General features: G+C 63.7%; 6 protein-coding genes. 1 reads left to right on the forward strand and 5 read right to left on the reverse strand.

Features of this window, described 5'->3' with window-relative positions:
* Nucleotides 1-2: 2 nt before the first annotated feature.
* The gene (locus tag GIB19_RS17555; RefSeq protein WP_085273306.1) at nucleotides 3-1,739 is read right to left on the reverse strand and encodes a type I secretion system permease/ATPase; all 1,737 of its coding nucleotides are present in this window, start codon (nucleotides 1,737-1,739) and stop codon (nucleotides 3-5) included.
* A 455-nt stretch (nucleotides 1,740-2,194) separates the two neighbouring features.
* Here GIB19_RS17555 and GIB19_RS17560 point away from each other — a divergent pair, with 455 nt between their 5' ends.
* Nucleotides 2,195-13,021: a peroxidase family protein gene (locus GIB19_RS17560; protein ID WP_274887345.1), complete on the forward strand. Its 10,827-nt coding sequence runs from the start codon at nucleotides 2,195-2,197 to the stop codon at nucleotides 13,019-13,021.
* A gap of 171 nt (nucleotides 13,022-13,192) precedes the next feature.
* Here the strand turns inward: GIB19_RS17560 and GIB19_RS17565 are convergent, their stop codons facing one another.
* The 4 genes from GIB19_RS17565 to GIB19_RS17580 form a co-directional block, all read right to left on the reverse strand.
* Nucleotides 13,193-13,489 carry a chorismate mutase gene (locus GIB19_RS17565; RefSeq protein ID WP_274887348.1) on the reverse strand — a complete coding sequence of 99 codons (297 nt, stop codon included), beginning with the start codon at nucleotides 13,487-13,489 and terminating at the stop codon, nucleotides 13,193-13,195.
* Nucleotides 13,490-13,554: 65 nt separating this feature from the next.
* The gene (locus GIB19_RS17570; protein ID WP_274887349.1) at nucleotides 13,555-15,981 is read right to left on the reverse strand and encodes a TonB-dependent siderophore receptor; all 2,427 of its coding nucleotides are present in this window, start codon (nucleotides 15,979-15,981) and stop codon (nucleotides 13,555-13,557) included.
* Nucleotides 15,982-16,074: 93 nt separating this feature from the next.
* Nucleotides 16,075-17,043, reverse strand: coding sequence for a FecR domain-containing protein (locus GIB19_RS17575; RefSeq protein WP_099429821.1), 969 nt, complete (start codon nucleotides 17,041-17,043; stop codon nucleotides 16,075-16,077).
* On the reverse strand, nucleotides 17,040-17,573 hold the full coding sequence (locus tag GIB19_RS17580) for a sigma-70 family RNA polymerase sigma factor (RefSeq protein WP_099429820.1): 534 nt from the start codon (nucleotides 17,571-17,573) through the stop codon (nucleotides 17,040-17,042). The genes GIB19_RS17575 and GIB19_RS17580 overlap by 4 nt, the downstream gene beginning before the upstream one ends.
* Between the last annotated feature and the right edge of the window lie 91 nt (nucleotides 17,574-17,664).

A 17,664-nucleotide genomic window follows, 5' to 3' on the forward strand; every position in this document is an offset into this window, starting at 1 on the left:
GGTTACTCCCGTACTTTTACCGAAGCCAGCGGCGCTGCTGCGGCCGCCGGTATCACGCTTGCCTTGCGCAGGGCGGCAAAGACTTCGTCGCGCGTGCCCAGCATCTGCACGCCGCCGTCACGCAGCATCAGCACCTTGTCGACGGCGCACAGCACGTTGGGCCGGTGAGAAACCAGCACCACCGTGGCGCCACGGCCTTTGAGTTCGCCCAGGGCATCGACCAGGGCCTTTTCCCCGACATCGTCGAGGTTGGCGTTGGGCTCATCCAGCACCACCAGGTTAGGTTCGCCATACAACGCACGGGCCAGGGCAATACGCTGTTTCTGGCCACCGGAAAGCGGGCTGCCATCGGTGCCCAGGCGGGTGTCGTAGCCCTGCGGGAAGCGCAGGATCATCTCGTGCACGCCGGTGCTCTTGGCTGCGCGGATGACCGCATCGCTGTCCACCTCGGCAAACCGCGCGATGTTGTCGGCGATGGTCCCTTCGAACAGTTCGACGTCCTGCGGCAGGTAGCCGAGCCACGGGCCCAGTTCGCCTTTGTTCCAGGTGAAGATGTCGGCGCCGTCCAGGCGCACCTTGCCGGCCTGGGTCGGCCAGACGCCAACCAGCAGGCGGGCGAGGGTGGACTTGCCCGAGGCGGAGGGGCCGATGATGCCGAGGCTTTCGCCCGGCGCCAGGCTGAAGCTCACCCCACGCAGAATGGTGGTGTTGGTGCCGGGGGCGCCAGCAAATACGTTCTCCACGGCGAGCATGCCCAGGGGCCGTTGCAGCGACATGCTCGGTGGGCGGCGCGGGTAGTCCTGCAGCAGTTCGGTCAGCCGCCCCCAGGCTGAGCGGCAGCCAAGCAGTTGCTTCCACGAGGCGATGACTTGTTCCACCGGCCCCAGTGCGCGACCGGTGAGGATCGAGCAGGCGATCATCATGCCCGGGGTGATCTTGCCTTCGATCGCCAACAGCGCACCGGTGCCGAGGATCAGCGATTGCAGGGTGATGCGCACGAAGCGCCCGGTGCTGCTGATCAAGGCCGCACGGTCGGACGCCAGCGTCTGCATCTGCAGGATGCGCAGATGGCTCTGGTACCAACGCTTGCTGATCGACGGCAGCATGCCCATGGCCTCGATGACTTCGGCATTGCGCAGGTTGTTGTTGGCGTAGTTGGCAGACGACAGCGCCGCGTGGTTGGCCTCGGCCAGCGGCTTGTGGGTGGCCTTTTCGGTGAGGTACGCCAGGCCGGCGAGGATCATCGAGCCGATCATCGTGACCAGCCCCAGCAGCGGGTGGATCAGGTAGCACACCAGCAGGTAGATGGGCGTCCACGGTGCATCGAAGAAGGCGAACAGGCCATTGCCGGTCAAGAACTGGCGGACCTGTGCCAGGTCTTGCAGGGCCTGGGCCGGGTTGCCACCGGCGCGGTTCAGGTTGCGCTCGAAGGCGGCGCTGAAGATGCGCCGGTTGAGGTCCATGTCCAGGCAGTTGCCGACCCGGATCAACACGCGGGTGCGGATCATTTCCAAGGCGGACATCAGCAGGAACAGCCCGACCACCAGCACGGTGAGCATCGTCAATGTGGTGACGTTACGGCTGACCAGGGCGCGGTCGTAGACCTGGAGCATGTAGACAGCTGGCGTCAACATCATGACGTTTATCACGCCACTGAAGCCTGCCAGTGAGTAGAAGCTGCGGCGCAGGCGAAAGAGCGCCTCGGCCAGCTCGGAACGGGTGCGCGGCTGCTTGTGCATCTGGGGCCTCCCTCTGTACCAAACCGGAGGCCGTTGCGGCGCTCTGGACTGCTCTAGATGTGGCTTCTGGACGGCACGCAGGCGGGTCGCTCTGTAGGCGAATCATCCGAAAACGCTGCGGTGCCCCACAAGCACGAGCGTAGGTTGCAACGAAACATCTTGTAATATCATTTCGCTCTATAAATTCTTTGAACTTTTTATAAGTCACGTAAAAACAGCGAGTTGCAACGCATTATCATCAAGAGTCATTTTTTCGACGGCTTATTGACAAGGTTTGAACCTACGACTTTAGTCTTGATTATTCGGGCCGCTCCTACGGACCGCGCTTGACCAGAAGTCATCGCACCACCGATCCCGGAAAACCGAACCACGAACTGCGCACGTCAGTACTGACTGGGCGCGGGATGGACCCTGTTGCCCTGTGTCTTTCTCCCGATAGATCGAGGGCAATCTAAATGGCCAATTTCAGCAAGTCGGACCTGGAGTTCATCCTCAAGCAGATCTTCATCGCCGAAGCCCACGCCAAGGGCGCCAATCTCATCGATCTGCTGCCCAACAGCCAGGTGCCGTTTGGCTTGCGCACCGTGGACGGCAGCTACAACAACCTGGTGGCCGGGCAAAGTGAGTTCGGTGCCGCCGACAATTCCTTCCTGCGTTTGCTTGATGCGTCGTACCGCGCGGCCTATGCCGGCACCGGCACGGTGGTCGACGGGCAGCCGCGCACCATCAGCAACCTGATCGTCGACCAGACGCCGAACAACCCCGCCGCCGTCGAAGCCAATGGCGGCGCGGCGCCGGTGATGAGCCCTGGCCTCGATGGGGTGTTCGGCACGGCTGACGACAAGCCCGTGTTCTTCATCCCCAACCAGTCTGCAGACGCGGGCCTGACGGCCGGTTTCAACGCCTGGATGACCTTCTTTGGCCAGTTCTTCGATCACGGCCTGGACTTGGTGACCAAGAGCACCACCGACATCGTGTTCATCCCGTTGCAGCCGGACGACCCGTTGTACGTGCCCAACAGCCCGACCAACTTCATGGTGCTGCCACGTGCCGTGCGCACGGCCGGCGCGGACGGTGTGCTGGGCACGGCCGACGATGGCCAGCCCAACACCACCTCGCCGTTCGTGGACCAGAGCCAGACCTACAGTTCGCACCCCTCGCACCAGGTGTTCCTGCGCGAGTACATGCTCAACGCCGCGGGCGACCCGATCGCCACCGGGCGCCTGATCACCAACCGCGATCTCGGCGCCGACGGCAAGTTCGGCACGGCCGACGATGGCAATGGCGAAAATGGCGGCATGGCCACCTGGGCCGTGGTCAAGGCCCAGGCCCGCGACCTGCTCGGTATCAACCTGACCGATGCCGACGTGCACAGCGTGCCGCTGCTGGCGACCGATGCCTATGGCAACTTCCTGCGCGGGCCCAATGGCATGCCGCAGGTGGTAATGCGCGTCAGCAATGGCGCCGATGGGGTTGCCGGCACGGCCGATGACGTGACCCAACTGGTCGAGGGCAATCGCGCCGCGCCGATCAGCTTGGCCAATGCTGTCAGCACCGGGCACGGCTTCCTCGACGATATCGCCCACAACGCCGCGCCCGTGGTGGTCGGCGGCGTGCTGCAGGCCGACGGCGACACCGCGGTGGGCAATGCGCAGCTGGTGGGCCCAGGTGGCAACAACCTGACCTACGACAATGAACTGCTCGACGCCCACTACATCGCCGGCGACGGCCGGGTGAACGAGAACATCGGCCTGACCGCCGTGCACCACGTGTTCCACTCCGAGCACAACCGCTTGGTCCAGCAATCCAAGGACACCATCCTCGCCGCAGGCGACCTGGCCTTCCTCAACGAATGGCTGGTGGATGACGTTGCCGCGCTGCCGACCACACCTGCCGCGATCGCCGCGCTGGTGTGGGATGGCGAACGCCTGTTCCAGGCCGCCAAGTTCGGCACCGAGATGCAGTACCAGCACCTGGTGTTCGAGGAGTTCGCCCGCACCATCCAGCCGCAGATCGACGAGTTTCTGGCGCCCAACGGTTATGACACCTCGATCAACCCGGCCATCCTCGCCGAGTTCGCCCACGTGGTGTACCGCTTCGGCCACTCGATGCTGACCGAGACCGTCGATCGCTTCGACCCCGAGTTCAACCCCGTTCTTACCGACCCCAACAACCCCGACCAGCAGCTTGGCCTGATCGCTGCCTTCCTCAACCCGCTGGCATTCGCTGGCAGCGGGGCGACGGCCGATGAAGCGGCAGGGGCAATCATTCGCGGCGTGACGCGCCAGGTCGGCAACGAGATCGATGAGTTCGTTACCGAAGCCCTGCGCAACAACCTGCTGGGCCTGCCGCTCGACCTGCCGGCGCTGAACCTTGCCCGTGGGCGCGACACCGGCATCCCCTCGCTGAATGAGGCGCGCCGTGAGTTCTATGCCGCGACCGGCGACAGCCAGCTCAAGGCCTACATCAGTTGGGTCGACTTCGCCGACCACCTCAAGCACCCGGCATCGCTGGTCAACTTCATCGCCGCCTACGGCACCCATGCGACGATCACCGGGGCGACCACGCTGGCCGACAAACGTGCCGCCGCCATGGCCTTGGTGTTCGGGGGCGATGGCGCGCCGCTCGACCGCCTCGACTTCCTCAACGGCACCGGCGCCTGGGCCAACGTGACCCGGGCCGGCAAAGACGGCGTGCTGGGCACTGCGGACGACGTGAGCGGGGTGACCATCACCGGCGTCGACACCATCGACTTCTGGGTCGGTGGCCTGGCCGAGCAGAAGATGCCGTTCGGCGGCATGCTGGGTTCGAGCTTCAACTTCGTCTTCGAAACCCAGCTGGAGGCGCTGCAGAACGGCGACCGCTTCTACTACTTGTCGCGTACAGCGGGCCTGAACTTCGGCACGGAGCTTGAAAACAACTCCTTCGCTAAGCTGATCATGCTCAACTCCGACGTCACCCACCTGTCCAACACGGTGTTCCTGACGCCGACGTTCACCCTCGAAGTGAACCAGGCCAACCAGTTCACCGGGCTGGGTGCCGACGGCAAGGCCGACCCTACCGGCGGCATCATGATCTACGGCCAGGAAATCGTCCCGCTGGTGATCCGCGACAACCCGGATACCGTAGGCCCCGACAGCAACTACCTGCATTACACCGGCCTGGACCATGTGGTTCTGGGGGGCACTGCGGGCAATGACATCATCATCTCCAGCGAGGGTGACGACACGCTCTACGGCGACGGCGGCGATGACCGCCTCGAAGGGGGCGCCGGCAATGATGCGGTGCTGGGTGGCGCGGGCGATGACATCATCACCGATTCGTTCGGTGACAACCGCCTGGAAGGCAACGCCGGCAACGATGTAATCGTCGCCGGCAGCATGGGCGTTGCCGGCAACCTGATCCTGGGCGGCGATGGCCAAGACTTCATCATCACCACCGAAGACATCAGCACCACGTTCGGCGGCCAGGGCGACGACTTCATCCTCGGCGCCAAGACCAACCTGCCGCCCACCGGCAACGAAGGCGATGACTGGATCGAGAAGGGCACCCAGGACGGTGCGCCCGGCGACAACTTCGCGCCGCTGCTGGGTGACGAAGTGATCGGCAACGACATCTTCGTCGGCGGTGGTGGCTTCGACGAGATGATCGGCGAAGGTGGCGACGACATCTTTGTCGGCAGCGATGCCCAGGACAAGATGGACGGCATGTCCGGTTTCGATTGGGTCACCTACAAGAATGACCAGGTCGGCGTCACTGTCGACCTGAGCCTGGCCGCGCTGGCGCAGCCCCATGGCAACGCGCCTAACCAGAACGCCGGCGTGTTCAACCCGGTCGGCGCCTCGCCGGCCTCGATCCTCGACCGCTTTGCCGAAGTCGAAGGGTTGTCCGGTTCCAAGTTTGGCGATGTGCTCAAGGGTGACGACGTCGATGCAGTCACCATCCTCAACCACGGCGGTGCCACTGGCAGTGCGCTGACCAATGTGGCGCTGATCCACGGGCTGCAGCAGTTCCTGGCTGACGCTGGTTTGCCCACCACCGGCTTTGCCACCGGCAACATCATCCTCGGTGGCAATGGCAGCGACCTGATCGAGGGCCGCGGCGGCGATGACCTGATCGACGGCGACAAGTGGATCAACGTGCGCATCGCGGTGTATGCCGCCGGCGACGTCAACCATACCGGGCCGGAAATCGCCAGCTTCGACAGCATGGTCGACATGATCCCGTTCATGCTCGACCGCACCTATAACCCAGGCCAGCTCAAGGCCGTGCGGGAAATCCTGCCCGGCACTTCGACGGGTGGCGCGGCGTTCGATACCGCTGTGTTCTCCGGTGTTCAGGCCGACTATGTGGTTACCCAGAACAACCGTGGCACAGCCGATGTGGCGGACGATGTGTGGACGGTGACCGACACCGTTGCCGGCCGTGACGGCGTCGACACCCTGCTGCATATCGAGCGCCTGCAATTTGCCGATGGCCAGCGCGTGCTGGTGACCGGGGTGAATGCGCAGCCAACCGGCAGCCCGACTGTCACCGACAACAACGCTGGCGCGATCACCGTGGGCGACATGCTGACCGTGAGCATGGCCGGGGTGCGCGATGGCGACAATGTGTCGCCGACCAATCCGCAAGGCGTGCTCAACAATACCTCGGTGTCCTACTACTGGCAGTTCGAGGCGAACCCGGGCAGCGGTGTGTTCGAGGACATCATCCTGCTGCCGGCCGGCGACCTGGCGTTCCAAAGCGCCGATGGCACGGCGTTCAAGGTCTCGCCAGACCTTGCCGGGCTGTCACTGCGGGTGAAGGCGATCTACCAGGATGCGCACGGCACCACTGAAGTGCTGTTCTCGCAACCCACGGCCGTGGTCGAGGCGGGCGCCCCCGTGGTGCCGACTGCGCCGACGCCGGTGGTTGATGCCAGCGAAGGTGGCGCAGGCCTGCACATGGTCCGTTCCGACCTCAACTTCATCCTCGCGCAAATCAAGATCGCCGAGGCTGATGCCGCCGGGCAGGACATCCTCTCGCTGATACCGAACATTCGTGCACCCCTGGGGCTGCGAGCAGTCGACGGTTCGAACAACAACCTGATGAACCTCAACGGCATCAACAACACCCAGTTCGGGGCGGCCGATAATGTCTTCCCACGCCTCACCGACCCGGTGTTCAACCCCGCTGAAGGCGCGCCTGCCGGCTTCTTCGGCCCAGGCTCGCCGGCCATTCCAGGGTCGTCCTACCAACAAACCAGCGGCGCAGTGTTCGACTCGCAGCCGCGCACCATCAGCAACTTGATCGTCGACCAGACCTCGAACAACCCGGCCGCCTATGCCACAGCCTATGACCCTGGCGTCGACGGCGTGCTCAACTTCGGCACGCCGGGTAACGACGATGTGCTCAAGGATGGCGTGCGGGTCGTCGCCAGCCCCGGCCTGGACGGGCAGTTCGGCACCAATGACGACCACGACGTGTACCTGTTCGAGAACACCACGGCGGATGCCGGGCTGTCTGCGCCGTTCAACGCCTGGATGACCTTCTTTGGCCAGTTCTTCGACCATGGCCTGGACCTGGTCACCAAGGGCGGTTCGGGTACCGTGTATATTCCGCTGCAACCGGATGACCCGCTGTATGTGCCGGGTGGCAACACCAACTTCATGGTGCTGACCCGGGCCACCAACCAGCCAGGGCCGGATGGCATTCTCGGCAACGCCGACGATATCCATGAGCACAGCAACACCACCACGCCATTCGTGGACCAGAACCAGACCTACAGCTCGCACCCGTCGCACCAGGTGTTCCTGCGCGGCTATCAGATGACGGACCATGGCCCCGTCGCCACGGGCCGGTTGATCACCAACCGCGACCTGGGCGCCGATGGCAAGTTCGGCAGTGCCGACGACAGCGAAATCGGCGGCATGGCGACCTGGAAAGTGGTCAAGGCGCAGGCCAATGACCTGCTCGGCATTCACCTCACCGATGCCGACGTCAACAACGTTCCGCTGCTGGCGACCGATGCCTACGGCAACTTCATCAAAGGGCCCAATGGCTACCCGATGGTGGTCATGAAGGGCGCCGATGGCGTGGGCGGCACGGCGGATGACGTGCTGGTCGAAGGCAACCCGTTGGCGCCGATCGACCTGACCAACGCCGTGCGCACGGGGCACGAGTTCCTCGCCGACATCGCCCACAATGCCGTGCCAGTGTTCAACGGCGGTGTGTTGGCACCCGATGCCGGTATCCAGGTCGGCAACGCCGTCCCGGTCAACCCGCAGACCGGCGCCAACCTGTCCTACGACAACGAGTTGCTGGATGCGCACTACATCGCGGGCGACGGCCGGGTTAACGAAAACATCGGCCTGACCGCCGTGCACGCGATCTTCCACGCCGAGCACAACCGGCTGGTGGCGCAGACCAAGGACACCGTGCTCGACTCGGGCGACGTGGCCTTCCTCAACGAGTGGCTGCTCAACCCGGTCAACGCACTGCCGGCCAGCCAGGCCGAGATCGATGCACTGGTGTGGAATGGCGAACGGTTGTTCCAGGCAGCCAAGTTCGGTACCGAGATGCAGTACCAGCACTTGGTGTTCGAGGAGTTCGCCCGCACCATCCAACCGCGTGTCGACCTGTTCTTCGCCCCGACCCAGGTGTACGACGTTGACCTCGACGCCTCGATCGTCGCCGAGTTCGCGCACACGGTGTACCGCTTCGGCCACTCGATGCTGACCGAGACCGTCGACCGTTTCGACATCGACTTCAACGTGGTCAAAGACCCCTCCAGCGCCGACCCCGACCAGCAGTTGGGCCTGATCGCCGCGTTCCTCAACCCGCTGGCGTACGCCGCCAGTGGCGTCACCCCCGAGGATGCGACCAGTGCCATCGTGCGCGGGGTTACCCGCCAGGCCGGTAACGAAATTGACGAGTTCGTCACCGAGGCGCTGCGCAACAACCTGCTCGGGCTGCCGCTCGACCTGCCGGCGATCAACATCGCCCGTGGCCGCGATGTCGGTATCCCTTCGCTCAACGCCGTACGCCGCGACATCTATGGGCAAACCGGCGATACCCAACTCAAGCCGTACACCAGTTGGGTCGACCTGGTGCAACACCTCAAGCATCCGGAGTCGTTGATCAACTTCATCGCCGCCTATGGCACGCACAGCACCATCACCGGGGCAACCACCCTGGTGGACAAGCGTGCGGCGGCGATGGCGCTGGTGTTCGGCGGCGATGGTTCACCGCTTGATCGGCTCGACTTCCTCAACGGCACCGGGGCCTGGGCCAACGTGACACGGCCGGGCAAGGACGGCGTGCTGGGCACGGCCGATGACCTGAAGGGCGTCACGGTGACCGGTGTCGATGCCATCGACCTGTGGATCGGCGGCCTGGCCGAAGCGAAAACTCCGTTCGGCGGCATGCTCGGTTCAACGTTCAACTTCGTGTTCGAGAACCAGCTGGAAAAACTCCAGGACGGCGACCGCTTCTACTACCTGGAGCGCACCGCTGGCCTGTCGATGAACGCGGAACTGGAAAGCAACTCGTTCGCCAAGCTGATCATGGCCAACACCTCGGCCACCCACTTGCCAGGCCTGGTGTTCTCGGACCCTGCGTTCTACCTCGAAGTGGACCGCAGCAAGCAGTACAACGATGGCCTGGGCAATGCCGACCCGCTGGGCGAGAACGGCCAGCAGGTGGTGTTCCGCGACAGCCCGCTGACCGCAGGGCCGGACAGCAACTACATCCGCTATGCCGGTGACGAGCACATTGTGCTGGGTGGCACCAACGGCGCCGATGTGCTCGTCTCCGGCGGGGGGGACGACACGGTCTGGGGCGATGCCGGCAATGACCGCATCGAAGGCGGTAACGGCAACGACCAACTGCGCGGCGGTGCCGGCGACGACATCATCAGCGACATGGGCGGTGACGACAATATCCAGGGCGGCGACGGCAACGACGTGCTGCACGGCGGTAATGGCATCAACCTGATCATTGGCGGTTTCGGCAACGACTTCATCGTCACCGGTGAAGACGCTTCCGAGGCTATCGGCGGCCAGGGCAATGACTTCATCCTGGGCAGCAAGGCCAACGAACAGGACATGGGTAACGAAGGGGACGACTGGATCGAGAAGGGCACCTCGGACGGTGCCCCTGGCGACAACTTCGACCCGCTCGGCAACGACCCGATCATCGGCAACGATGTGTTTGTCGGTGGTAACGAGAACGACAAGTTCAACGGCGAAGGGGGCGACGACATCATGGTCGGCAGCCTCGGCTTCGGTGACCGCTATATCGGCGGCTCCGGCTACGATTGGGCGACCTTCAAGGGGCTCGCCCAAGGCGTGACCATCGACTACAGCGACCGCTTCTTCGATGTGCCGCCGGTACCGGGTTCGGGGGCATCGGCGCTGGTGCGTTTCGACATCATGGAGGGCCTGTCAGGCTCGGCGCACGGTGACTTCCTGCGCGGCGACAACGAAGATGCCGCCTCGCTGCCCACCGCCGGTGCCAATGGCAGCGTGCTGACCAACATCAGCCTGATCAACGGCCTGGCCGATCTGCTGGCCGCTGGCGCGACGTTCTACGACGGCGGCAACATCATCCTCGGCGGCAGCGGCAGCGACCTGATCGAAGGCCGCGGCGGTGACGATATCCTCGACGGTGACAAGTGGCTCAACGTGCGCATCAGCGTACGCGCCAACAGCGATGGCACCGGCCCGGAAATCGCCTCGTTCGACAGCATGGAGCCGATGGTGCCGTTCATGCTCAACGGCACCTACAACCCCGGGCAACTGGTGATCGTGCGGGAGATCCTGAAAGGGGCTGACAACTTCGACACCGCGCTGTTCTCAGGCGTGGCGACGGACTACAACGTCGTGGTCGATGGCAATACCGTGATTGTCACCGACCTGGTAGCGGGGCGTGACGGGGTCGATCGGCTGACCGGCATCGAGCGGCTGCAGTTCTCCGACCGGGCCATCGCCTCCGGTGTCGGCACGGCCGCCAACGCAGGCCCGTCGGGCCACTTGGTGATCCTCGACGATGCCACCGGCGTACGCGATGACACACCGGTGGCTGGCCAGCTGCTGCGGGTCACTGACCTGGCCGTGCACGATGCGGACAACGCCAGTGCAAGCAACCCGACCGGCGCGGTCAACGGCCCAGTGGCTTACTACTGGCAGGTCGAGCAATTGCCGGGTTCGGGGGTGTATGAGGACATCACCTTCGTCGCGGCCGGCGAAGTGTCGCGGGCCATCGGTAGCACCTACCGGGTGACCGACGATGTGGCGGGGCTGAGCATTCGGGTGCGGGCGGTGTATCAGGATGCCAAGGGCACCCTGGAAATCGTCGACTCGGCGCCCAACAGCGCGCCGAGCGCCGGGCCGGCCGTGACCGGCTTGCTGATACAGAACCAGACGCTGACCGCCAACCCGGCCACCATTGTCGATGCCGACGGCCTGAGCAACCCGCAGTTCACCTTCCAGTGGCAGTCGAACCGGGGCGTTGGCTGGGTCAACATTGCCGGTGCCATCAACAGCACCTTCGTCCTGACCCAGGCGCAGGTGGGGCAGAACATGCGGGTGGTGGTCAGCTACGTGGATGACTTCGGCGTGCACGAAAGTGTTGCCTCCGACATCCTCGACCCGGTGGCCAACGTCAACGATGCACCGACAGGCGCGGTGCTGATCAGCGACACCACACCCGACCGCGGCCAGGTGCTGACCGCGCTTACCGCTGGCATTGCCGACCTCGACGGGCTGGGCGCGTTCAGCTTCCAGTGGCAGCAAGGCAGCGGCAGCAGCTTCAGCAACATCGTCGGCGCAACGGCGGCCACCTTCACCCCGGGCTTTGCCCAGGGTAACCAGCAACTGCGGGTAATCGTGCGCTACACCGACGGCTTCGGCACGCTGGAGACGCTGACGTCGGCAGCAACCGCGCCCGTGGTGGTGCCGCCCGGTGTGACCCTGGTCGGTACCAACGCGGCCAACACCCTGACCGGTTCGGCGGGTAACGACGTGATCTCGGGCCTGGGCGGTAACGATACCCTCAACGGATTGGGCGGCGCGGACCAGCTGTTCGGCGGCCTGGGTAACGACGTGCTCAACGGCGGTGACGACCCCGACATCCTCAACGGCGACGATGGCAACGACACCCTCAACGGTGGGCTTGGCGCGGACGCCATGAACGGTGGAGCCGGCAACGACACGTTCGTGGTCGACAACGCCGGTGACACGGTGACCGAGGCGCTGAACGGCGGGACCGACCTGGTGCAGACCAGCCTGGCAAGCTACGCGCTGACGGCGAATGTCGAGAACCTGACCTACACCGGCAGCAGCAGCTTCACCGGCACCGGCAACGCTTTGGCCAACACCCTCACTGGGGGGGCAGCCAACGATGTGCTCAATGGCGGTGCGGGGGCTGACCGCCTTGTGGGTGGCGTCGGCAATGACACCTACGTGGTCGACAATGCCAACGATGTGGTGGTCGAAGCGTCGGGTGCCGGTACCGACACCGTGCAGACCTCGCTGGGTACCTACACCCTGGCCGGCAACGTCGAGAACCTGACCTTTACCGGGGTGGGCAACTTCACTGCCACGGGCAATGGGCTGGCCAACCTCATCAACGGCGGGGCAGGTAATGACACGCTCAATGGTGACGGCGGCAACGACATCCTCAATGGCAACGCGGGCAACGACACGCTCAACGGTGATGCCGGCAACGACCAGCTGTTTGGTGGGCTGGGCATCGATACCTTGAACGGCGGCGGTGGCGATGACAGCCTCGATGGCGGTGATGGCAATGACTCACTGCTGGGGGGCGCTGGCAACGACACGCTGCTGGGTGGCCTGGGCAACGACACCCTGGACGGTGGCGTCGGCGTCGATTTGCTGCAGGGTGGCGATGGCAACGACACGCTGTTTGGTGACGTCGGCAACGACACCTTGCTGGGAGGGGCCGGCAACGACTTCATCAACGGTGCCGCTGGCAACGATACGGTCACAGGTGGGGCGGGCAACGACACGATGATTGCCACTGACGGCAATGATGTCTTCCAGTTCGCTGCAGGCTTTGGCAACGACCTGATCATCAACTTCGATGCCATCGCGTCGGGCGGCCAGGACCGGCTGGACATCACCGCGCTCAACATCACGGCTGCCACCTTCGCTGCCAGCGTCACCATCGCCGATGTCGGCGCTGATACGCTGGTCAGCATCGGCGCTGCCGACTCGATCCGCCTGGTGGGGGTGGCCGACGCCACGACGGTGACGGCGGCAGACTTCATTCTGGCGGGGTGAGTGGCTGAGCGTTCGTCGTCCCACAGTTGACGCGCTCTCGTGTAGGAGCAGCCTTGTGCTGCGAAGAGGCCGGTGACAGCACAGCGTTTTTTTGCTGCTGTCACCGGCCTCTTCGCAGCACAAGGCTGCTCCTACCGGGTTCGCGTAGGGCAGTGTTGAACCCGTCTAGGTTCACTCACGGCTCAATGCGGCATGCAGTTTCAGCTCTTCATCGATAAAGGCCGCAATCATCGCCCGGTACACCCGTTCCACCACGTCGGGCGACGCCCCGGTATCGCTGGCAATTGCACGCACCTTGGCAATCACCTGCTCGACCCGCGCCGGTGCGCGCACATCGTCGGTGGTCTTCTTGAAAGTGGCTGCCTGGGCGACCAGTTGGCCGCGTTGGGCGAGCAGCGCGACCAGGTTCTGGTCGATTTGGTCGATGCGCGAGCGAACGTCCTCGATCGATGTGCAACGTACGTCCATGTAGGGGGCTCCATGTTGATGGGCAAGCAAGTCGACCGACATTAGCACAGGCGCCGGGGCAGGCTTCAGAAGTCGTAGCGCAGATCCAGCACCGCATTGCGCGGTGCACCATAGTGGCCGTAGCTGCCGGCCATGCCGGAGTAGTACTTCTCATCAAACAGGTTGTTCACATTCAAGGTGGCCGAGAGGTGGTCATTGACCTGGTAACGCGCCATCAGGCTGGCCACCGCATAGTCGTCGTCCTTGGCCTTGGCATTGTTCAGCTCTTTGAACGTCAATGACTTGCTGGAATCCCAATTGACGCCACCGCCGACGGTCAGCTGTTCCCACTCACCCGGGAGGCGGTAGGTTGTCCACAGGCGGAAGGTGTCCATGGGCAACTGGGTGTTCAGGCGATTGCCATCGGCATCTTCGGTCCGCGCATGGCTGTAGCCCGTCTGCATGTTCCAGCCTGGCGCGATCTCGCCGCTAAGCTCAAGGTCCAAACCTTGGGTCCTGGCACCGTTGACTGCGCGGTAGGCCGACGAGCCCGAGGGCGTGGTCTGCCCAGGATCGAGTTCCGCGAAGTTGTCCCGCTCCACCCTGAACACTGCCGCATTGGCATTCAGGCGACCCTGGTAGAATTCACCTTTCCAACCCATTTCGTAGTTCTTGCCAATGACCGGAGCGAGGGTTTGGCCATCTTTGTCCTGTGAAGATTGGGGTTGGAAAATATCGGTGTAGCTGGCGTAGACGGATTGCTCCGGTGTCAGGTCATAAACCACGCCGGCGTAGGGTGTGACTTCGCCTGTCTCACGCATCTGGCGGGGTATGTGCAGCCCGGTCGTGCGCATCGTGAAGCTGTAGTCGTAACTGTAGTTCGACACCCGAGCGCCTAACAGCAGGTGAAGCTCATCGGTGAGGTTGAACCGGTTGGCCACGAAGTACCCACTTTCTCGGGTTTTGATGTCCAACAGGACCGAGGGACGATAGCCATCGCGTACCAGGTAGTTGTCCCAAGTATAGAAGTTGAAGTCAGTGTTGCCACCGCTCAGGGAGTCGTGGTTGTTCTGATAATCCGAATAGTTGTAGCCGACCACCAGATCATGGGCGCGACCGAACAACGCATAGGTGCCCTGCAGGTTTACGTCGACACCTTTCTGCACTTGATCGGCAGAAATCATCGCCCGCTCGGCGCTGGCAACACCGGTCTGCTGATTCAGGTAGCTCGTCCCTGTCGTACTCCTGAACCAGCCCAGGTCCGCATCGCGATCAACGTCCATGTAGTTCGTCACTACCCTGAGCTTCCAGTCATTGGCCAACTGCTGCTCCACGGTCGCGGTGTAGTTCAGGGTCTCGAAATCATCGTACATCCAACGGGCGCCAGAGCTGGTGGCGCGCGAAAAATCGGTTTGCTGGCCGTTGTCAAAGAGCAGGGGAACACCGGGGGAGCCGGTCGATCGGTACTTCTGGTAATCCACACCAAAGCGCACCAGCGTGGTGTCGCTCAGGTCGGCCTCAACGACACCGTAGAGAATTTCTCGCTTCTGGTCGTACCAGTCCATGAAGGTGTGGTTATCCTGCTTGGCCGCCACCAGGCGACCGCGCACATTCCCGGTTTCAGTCAGCGGGCCCGACACATCCGCTTCGCTGCGGTAGTTGTCCCAAGCACCTACGGTGGCTTTGACGTAGGACTTGAATTCATGCGTCGGCTTCTTGCGGATCAGGTTGATCAAGCCCCCCGGCTCACCGGAGCCGCTCATCAGGCCAGTTGCCCCTCTAACGATCTCGATCCGGTCGTACAAGGCCATGTCCAGCAGTGTGCTGGGCATGTTGCGGGTCTCGTTCTGCTGGCTGGTGTTGACGCCATCGAACTGATAGCTGTTGATGGCACTGCCACGCGAATAGATGTTGAAACGTTCCCCGCCATCTTGTGAAAGGGTGATGCCAGGGGTCTCCTTCAGCACATCGGTGATACTGGCAAGGTGCTGGTCGTCCATCCGCTGGCGGGTGATGACACTGATCGATTGCGGCGTCTCACGAATCGACAGGTTCATCTTGGTGGCCGTGCTGGTCACTCCAGTCGTGTACGAACCAGTGCCCTCGGTCGTCGCCCCCAGCCCTACACTGTTCACCTGCGTCGGCGACAGCTCCAGCGCTGTGCTTTCTTCGCCTGCCGGGACAATGAAATAGCGATCATCACGTTCGCGCAGCACCCGCAGGCGGCTGCCCGACAGCAACGCCTGCAAGCCGTCGTCGACCCCGTAGACACCGTTCAGGCCAGCAGTCTTCTGGCCCTGGGTGGACGTCGGGTCGAACGACAGCACGATACCCGCCTGGGTGGCGAACCGGGTCAGGGCCTGCCCCAGGTCACCCTGGCCGATGTGGTATTCGCGGGGGGCGGTGTCAGCCAGGGCAGCAGTGGCAGCGAAGCCGGGCAGCAACAGGCACGAAACGAACAGCGCCTTGCGGATACCAGCCGCCAGCGGGCGGAGCGGATGATGCGTTTTCATGGAGGGCTTCTCTTATGTTGGCAAGCGGGTCATGCACCCGTTACCCCTGAGTCGAATGAGAAAGAGAAGAAATCTCATCGACGCGAAAAAACTTCACGCTGTGTTCAGTTCGCTGACCGTCACCCAGTAGCGGGTGCGGCGTTCGATGCTGACCGGCAGCACGCTGGTGATCGCCCGCAAGGCCTTGTCGGTGTCATCCACCGGGAACGTACCACTCACACGCAGCGCCGCTACGGCGGGGTCGCAGCGCAGCCAGCCGCTACGGTAGCGGGCAAGCTCCGGGATGAAGTCGCCGAGGCGCTGTTCATTGGCCACCAGCAGGCCTTGGGTCCAGGCATCCTGTTCGGCGGCCAAGGGCTTCGCTGCAGCAACCTGCGCCGCAGAGAAGCGGCTGAACTGCCCTGGCTGCAGCAGCAGTGGCTGGCCATGGCTGGGCAGGATGCGCACCTGGTGTTCGAAGACTTCGACCTGGGTTTGCCCCTGCATGACCCGCACTGCAAACCGAGTCCCCAAGGCTTGCACCCGGCCATGCAGTGTCTGCACGAAGAAGGGGCGGCCAGCGGGATCGCTGGCCGTGGTGACCATCACCTCGCCTTGGCGCAGGCGCACCAGACGCTGCTGCGCGTCATAGCGCACATCGGCGGCACTGTCGGTATTGAGTAACAGTTGCCCACCGTCTGCCAGTGTGACGGGGAGGCGCTGGCCCACCCGCGTGCGGTAATCGGCGAGCCAGATGCCGTTGTGCACTTGATCGTAGCTGGCCCAGCCCAGGGCACTGCCGCCCAGCAACAAGGCCACGCCCTTGATCACCTTGCGGCGGGTGTTGAGCTGCGCCTGGCTGGCAAGGTCCAGCGTGCGGCAGCCGACGCTGGCGGGGATGCCTTGCAGGCGTTGCTGCAGGTGCTCGATCTGTTGCCAGGCCCATTGGTTGGCCGCCGTCTGCTGCAGCCAGTGCTGCCAGCCAAGGTGGTCCTGCGGCCCGGCCGAGCCGCTCTGCAGCAGGGTGTACCACTGCACGGCCTGCTCCAGTGCCTCGCGTTGCCTGGGGTCGACCAGCGTCATGCCAGCCCCGCCTCAAGGTTGAACAGCAGGCAGTGGTGCAGTGCCTTGGCCATGTAGCGGTTGACCGATGACAGTGAAATCCCCAACTGTTCGGCGATGTCCTTGTACGGCATGCCCTCCAGTTGCGACAGCAGAAACGCACGGCGCACGTCCGGCCCCAGGCCGGCCAGCATGGCGTCCAGCTCACAGAGGGTTTCCAGCAGCACCGCGCGTTCTTCCTCGGAGATATCCAGCGCCTGCGGTTGCTCGGCCAGCGTTTGCAGCCACGCTCGCTCCAGGCGCGCGCGGCGCACGTGGTCGATCATCAGGCGGCGGGCAATCGTGGCGAGGTAGCCCTTCGGCTCGCGCACGGCGCGCAGGCGCTCGGCGGCATTGTCAGCGGTGAGGATGCGCACGAACACGTCCTGGACCATATCGGTTGCCAGGTGCCGACACGCCAACCTTGGCTGCAGCCAACTGCGCAACCAGCGATGGTGGTCGCGGTAGAGATCATCGACCTGAGCATGCACTTCCCTGTGAGGCTTCTTCATACATTCGAATTCAAATAAGAATTCTTATCATTATGGAGGCGGGAGGGGCGCAGCGACAAGGGGGAGTCGCGCGACCGTCATGAGGCACGCG

The sequence above is a fragment of the Pseudomonas sp. ITEM 17296 genome (assembly GCF_028895205.1).
GTDB lineage: Bacteria > Pseudomonadota > Gammaproteobacteria > Pseudomonadales > Pseudomonadaceae > Aquipseudomonas > Aquipseudomonas kermanshahensis.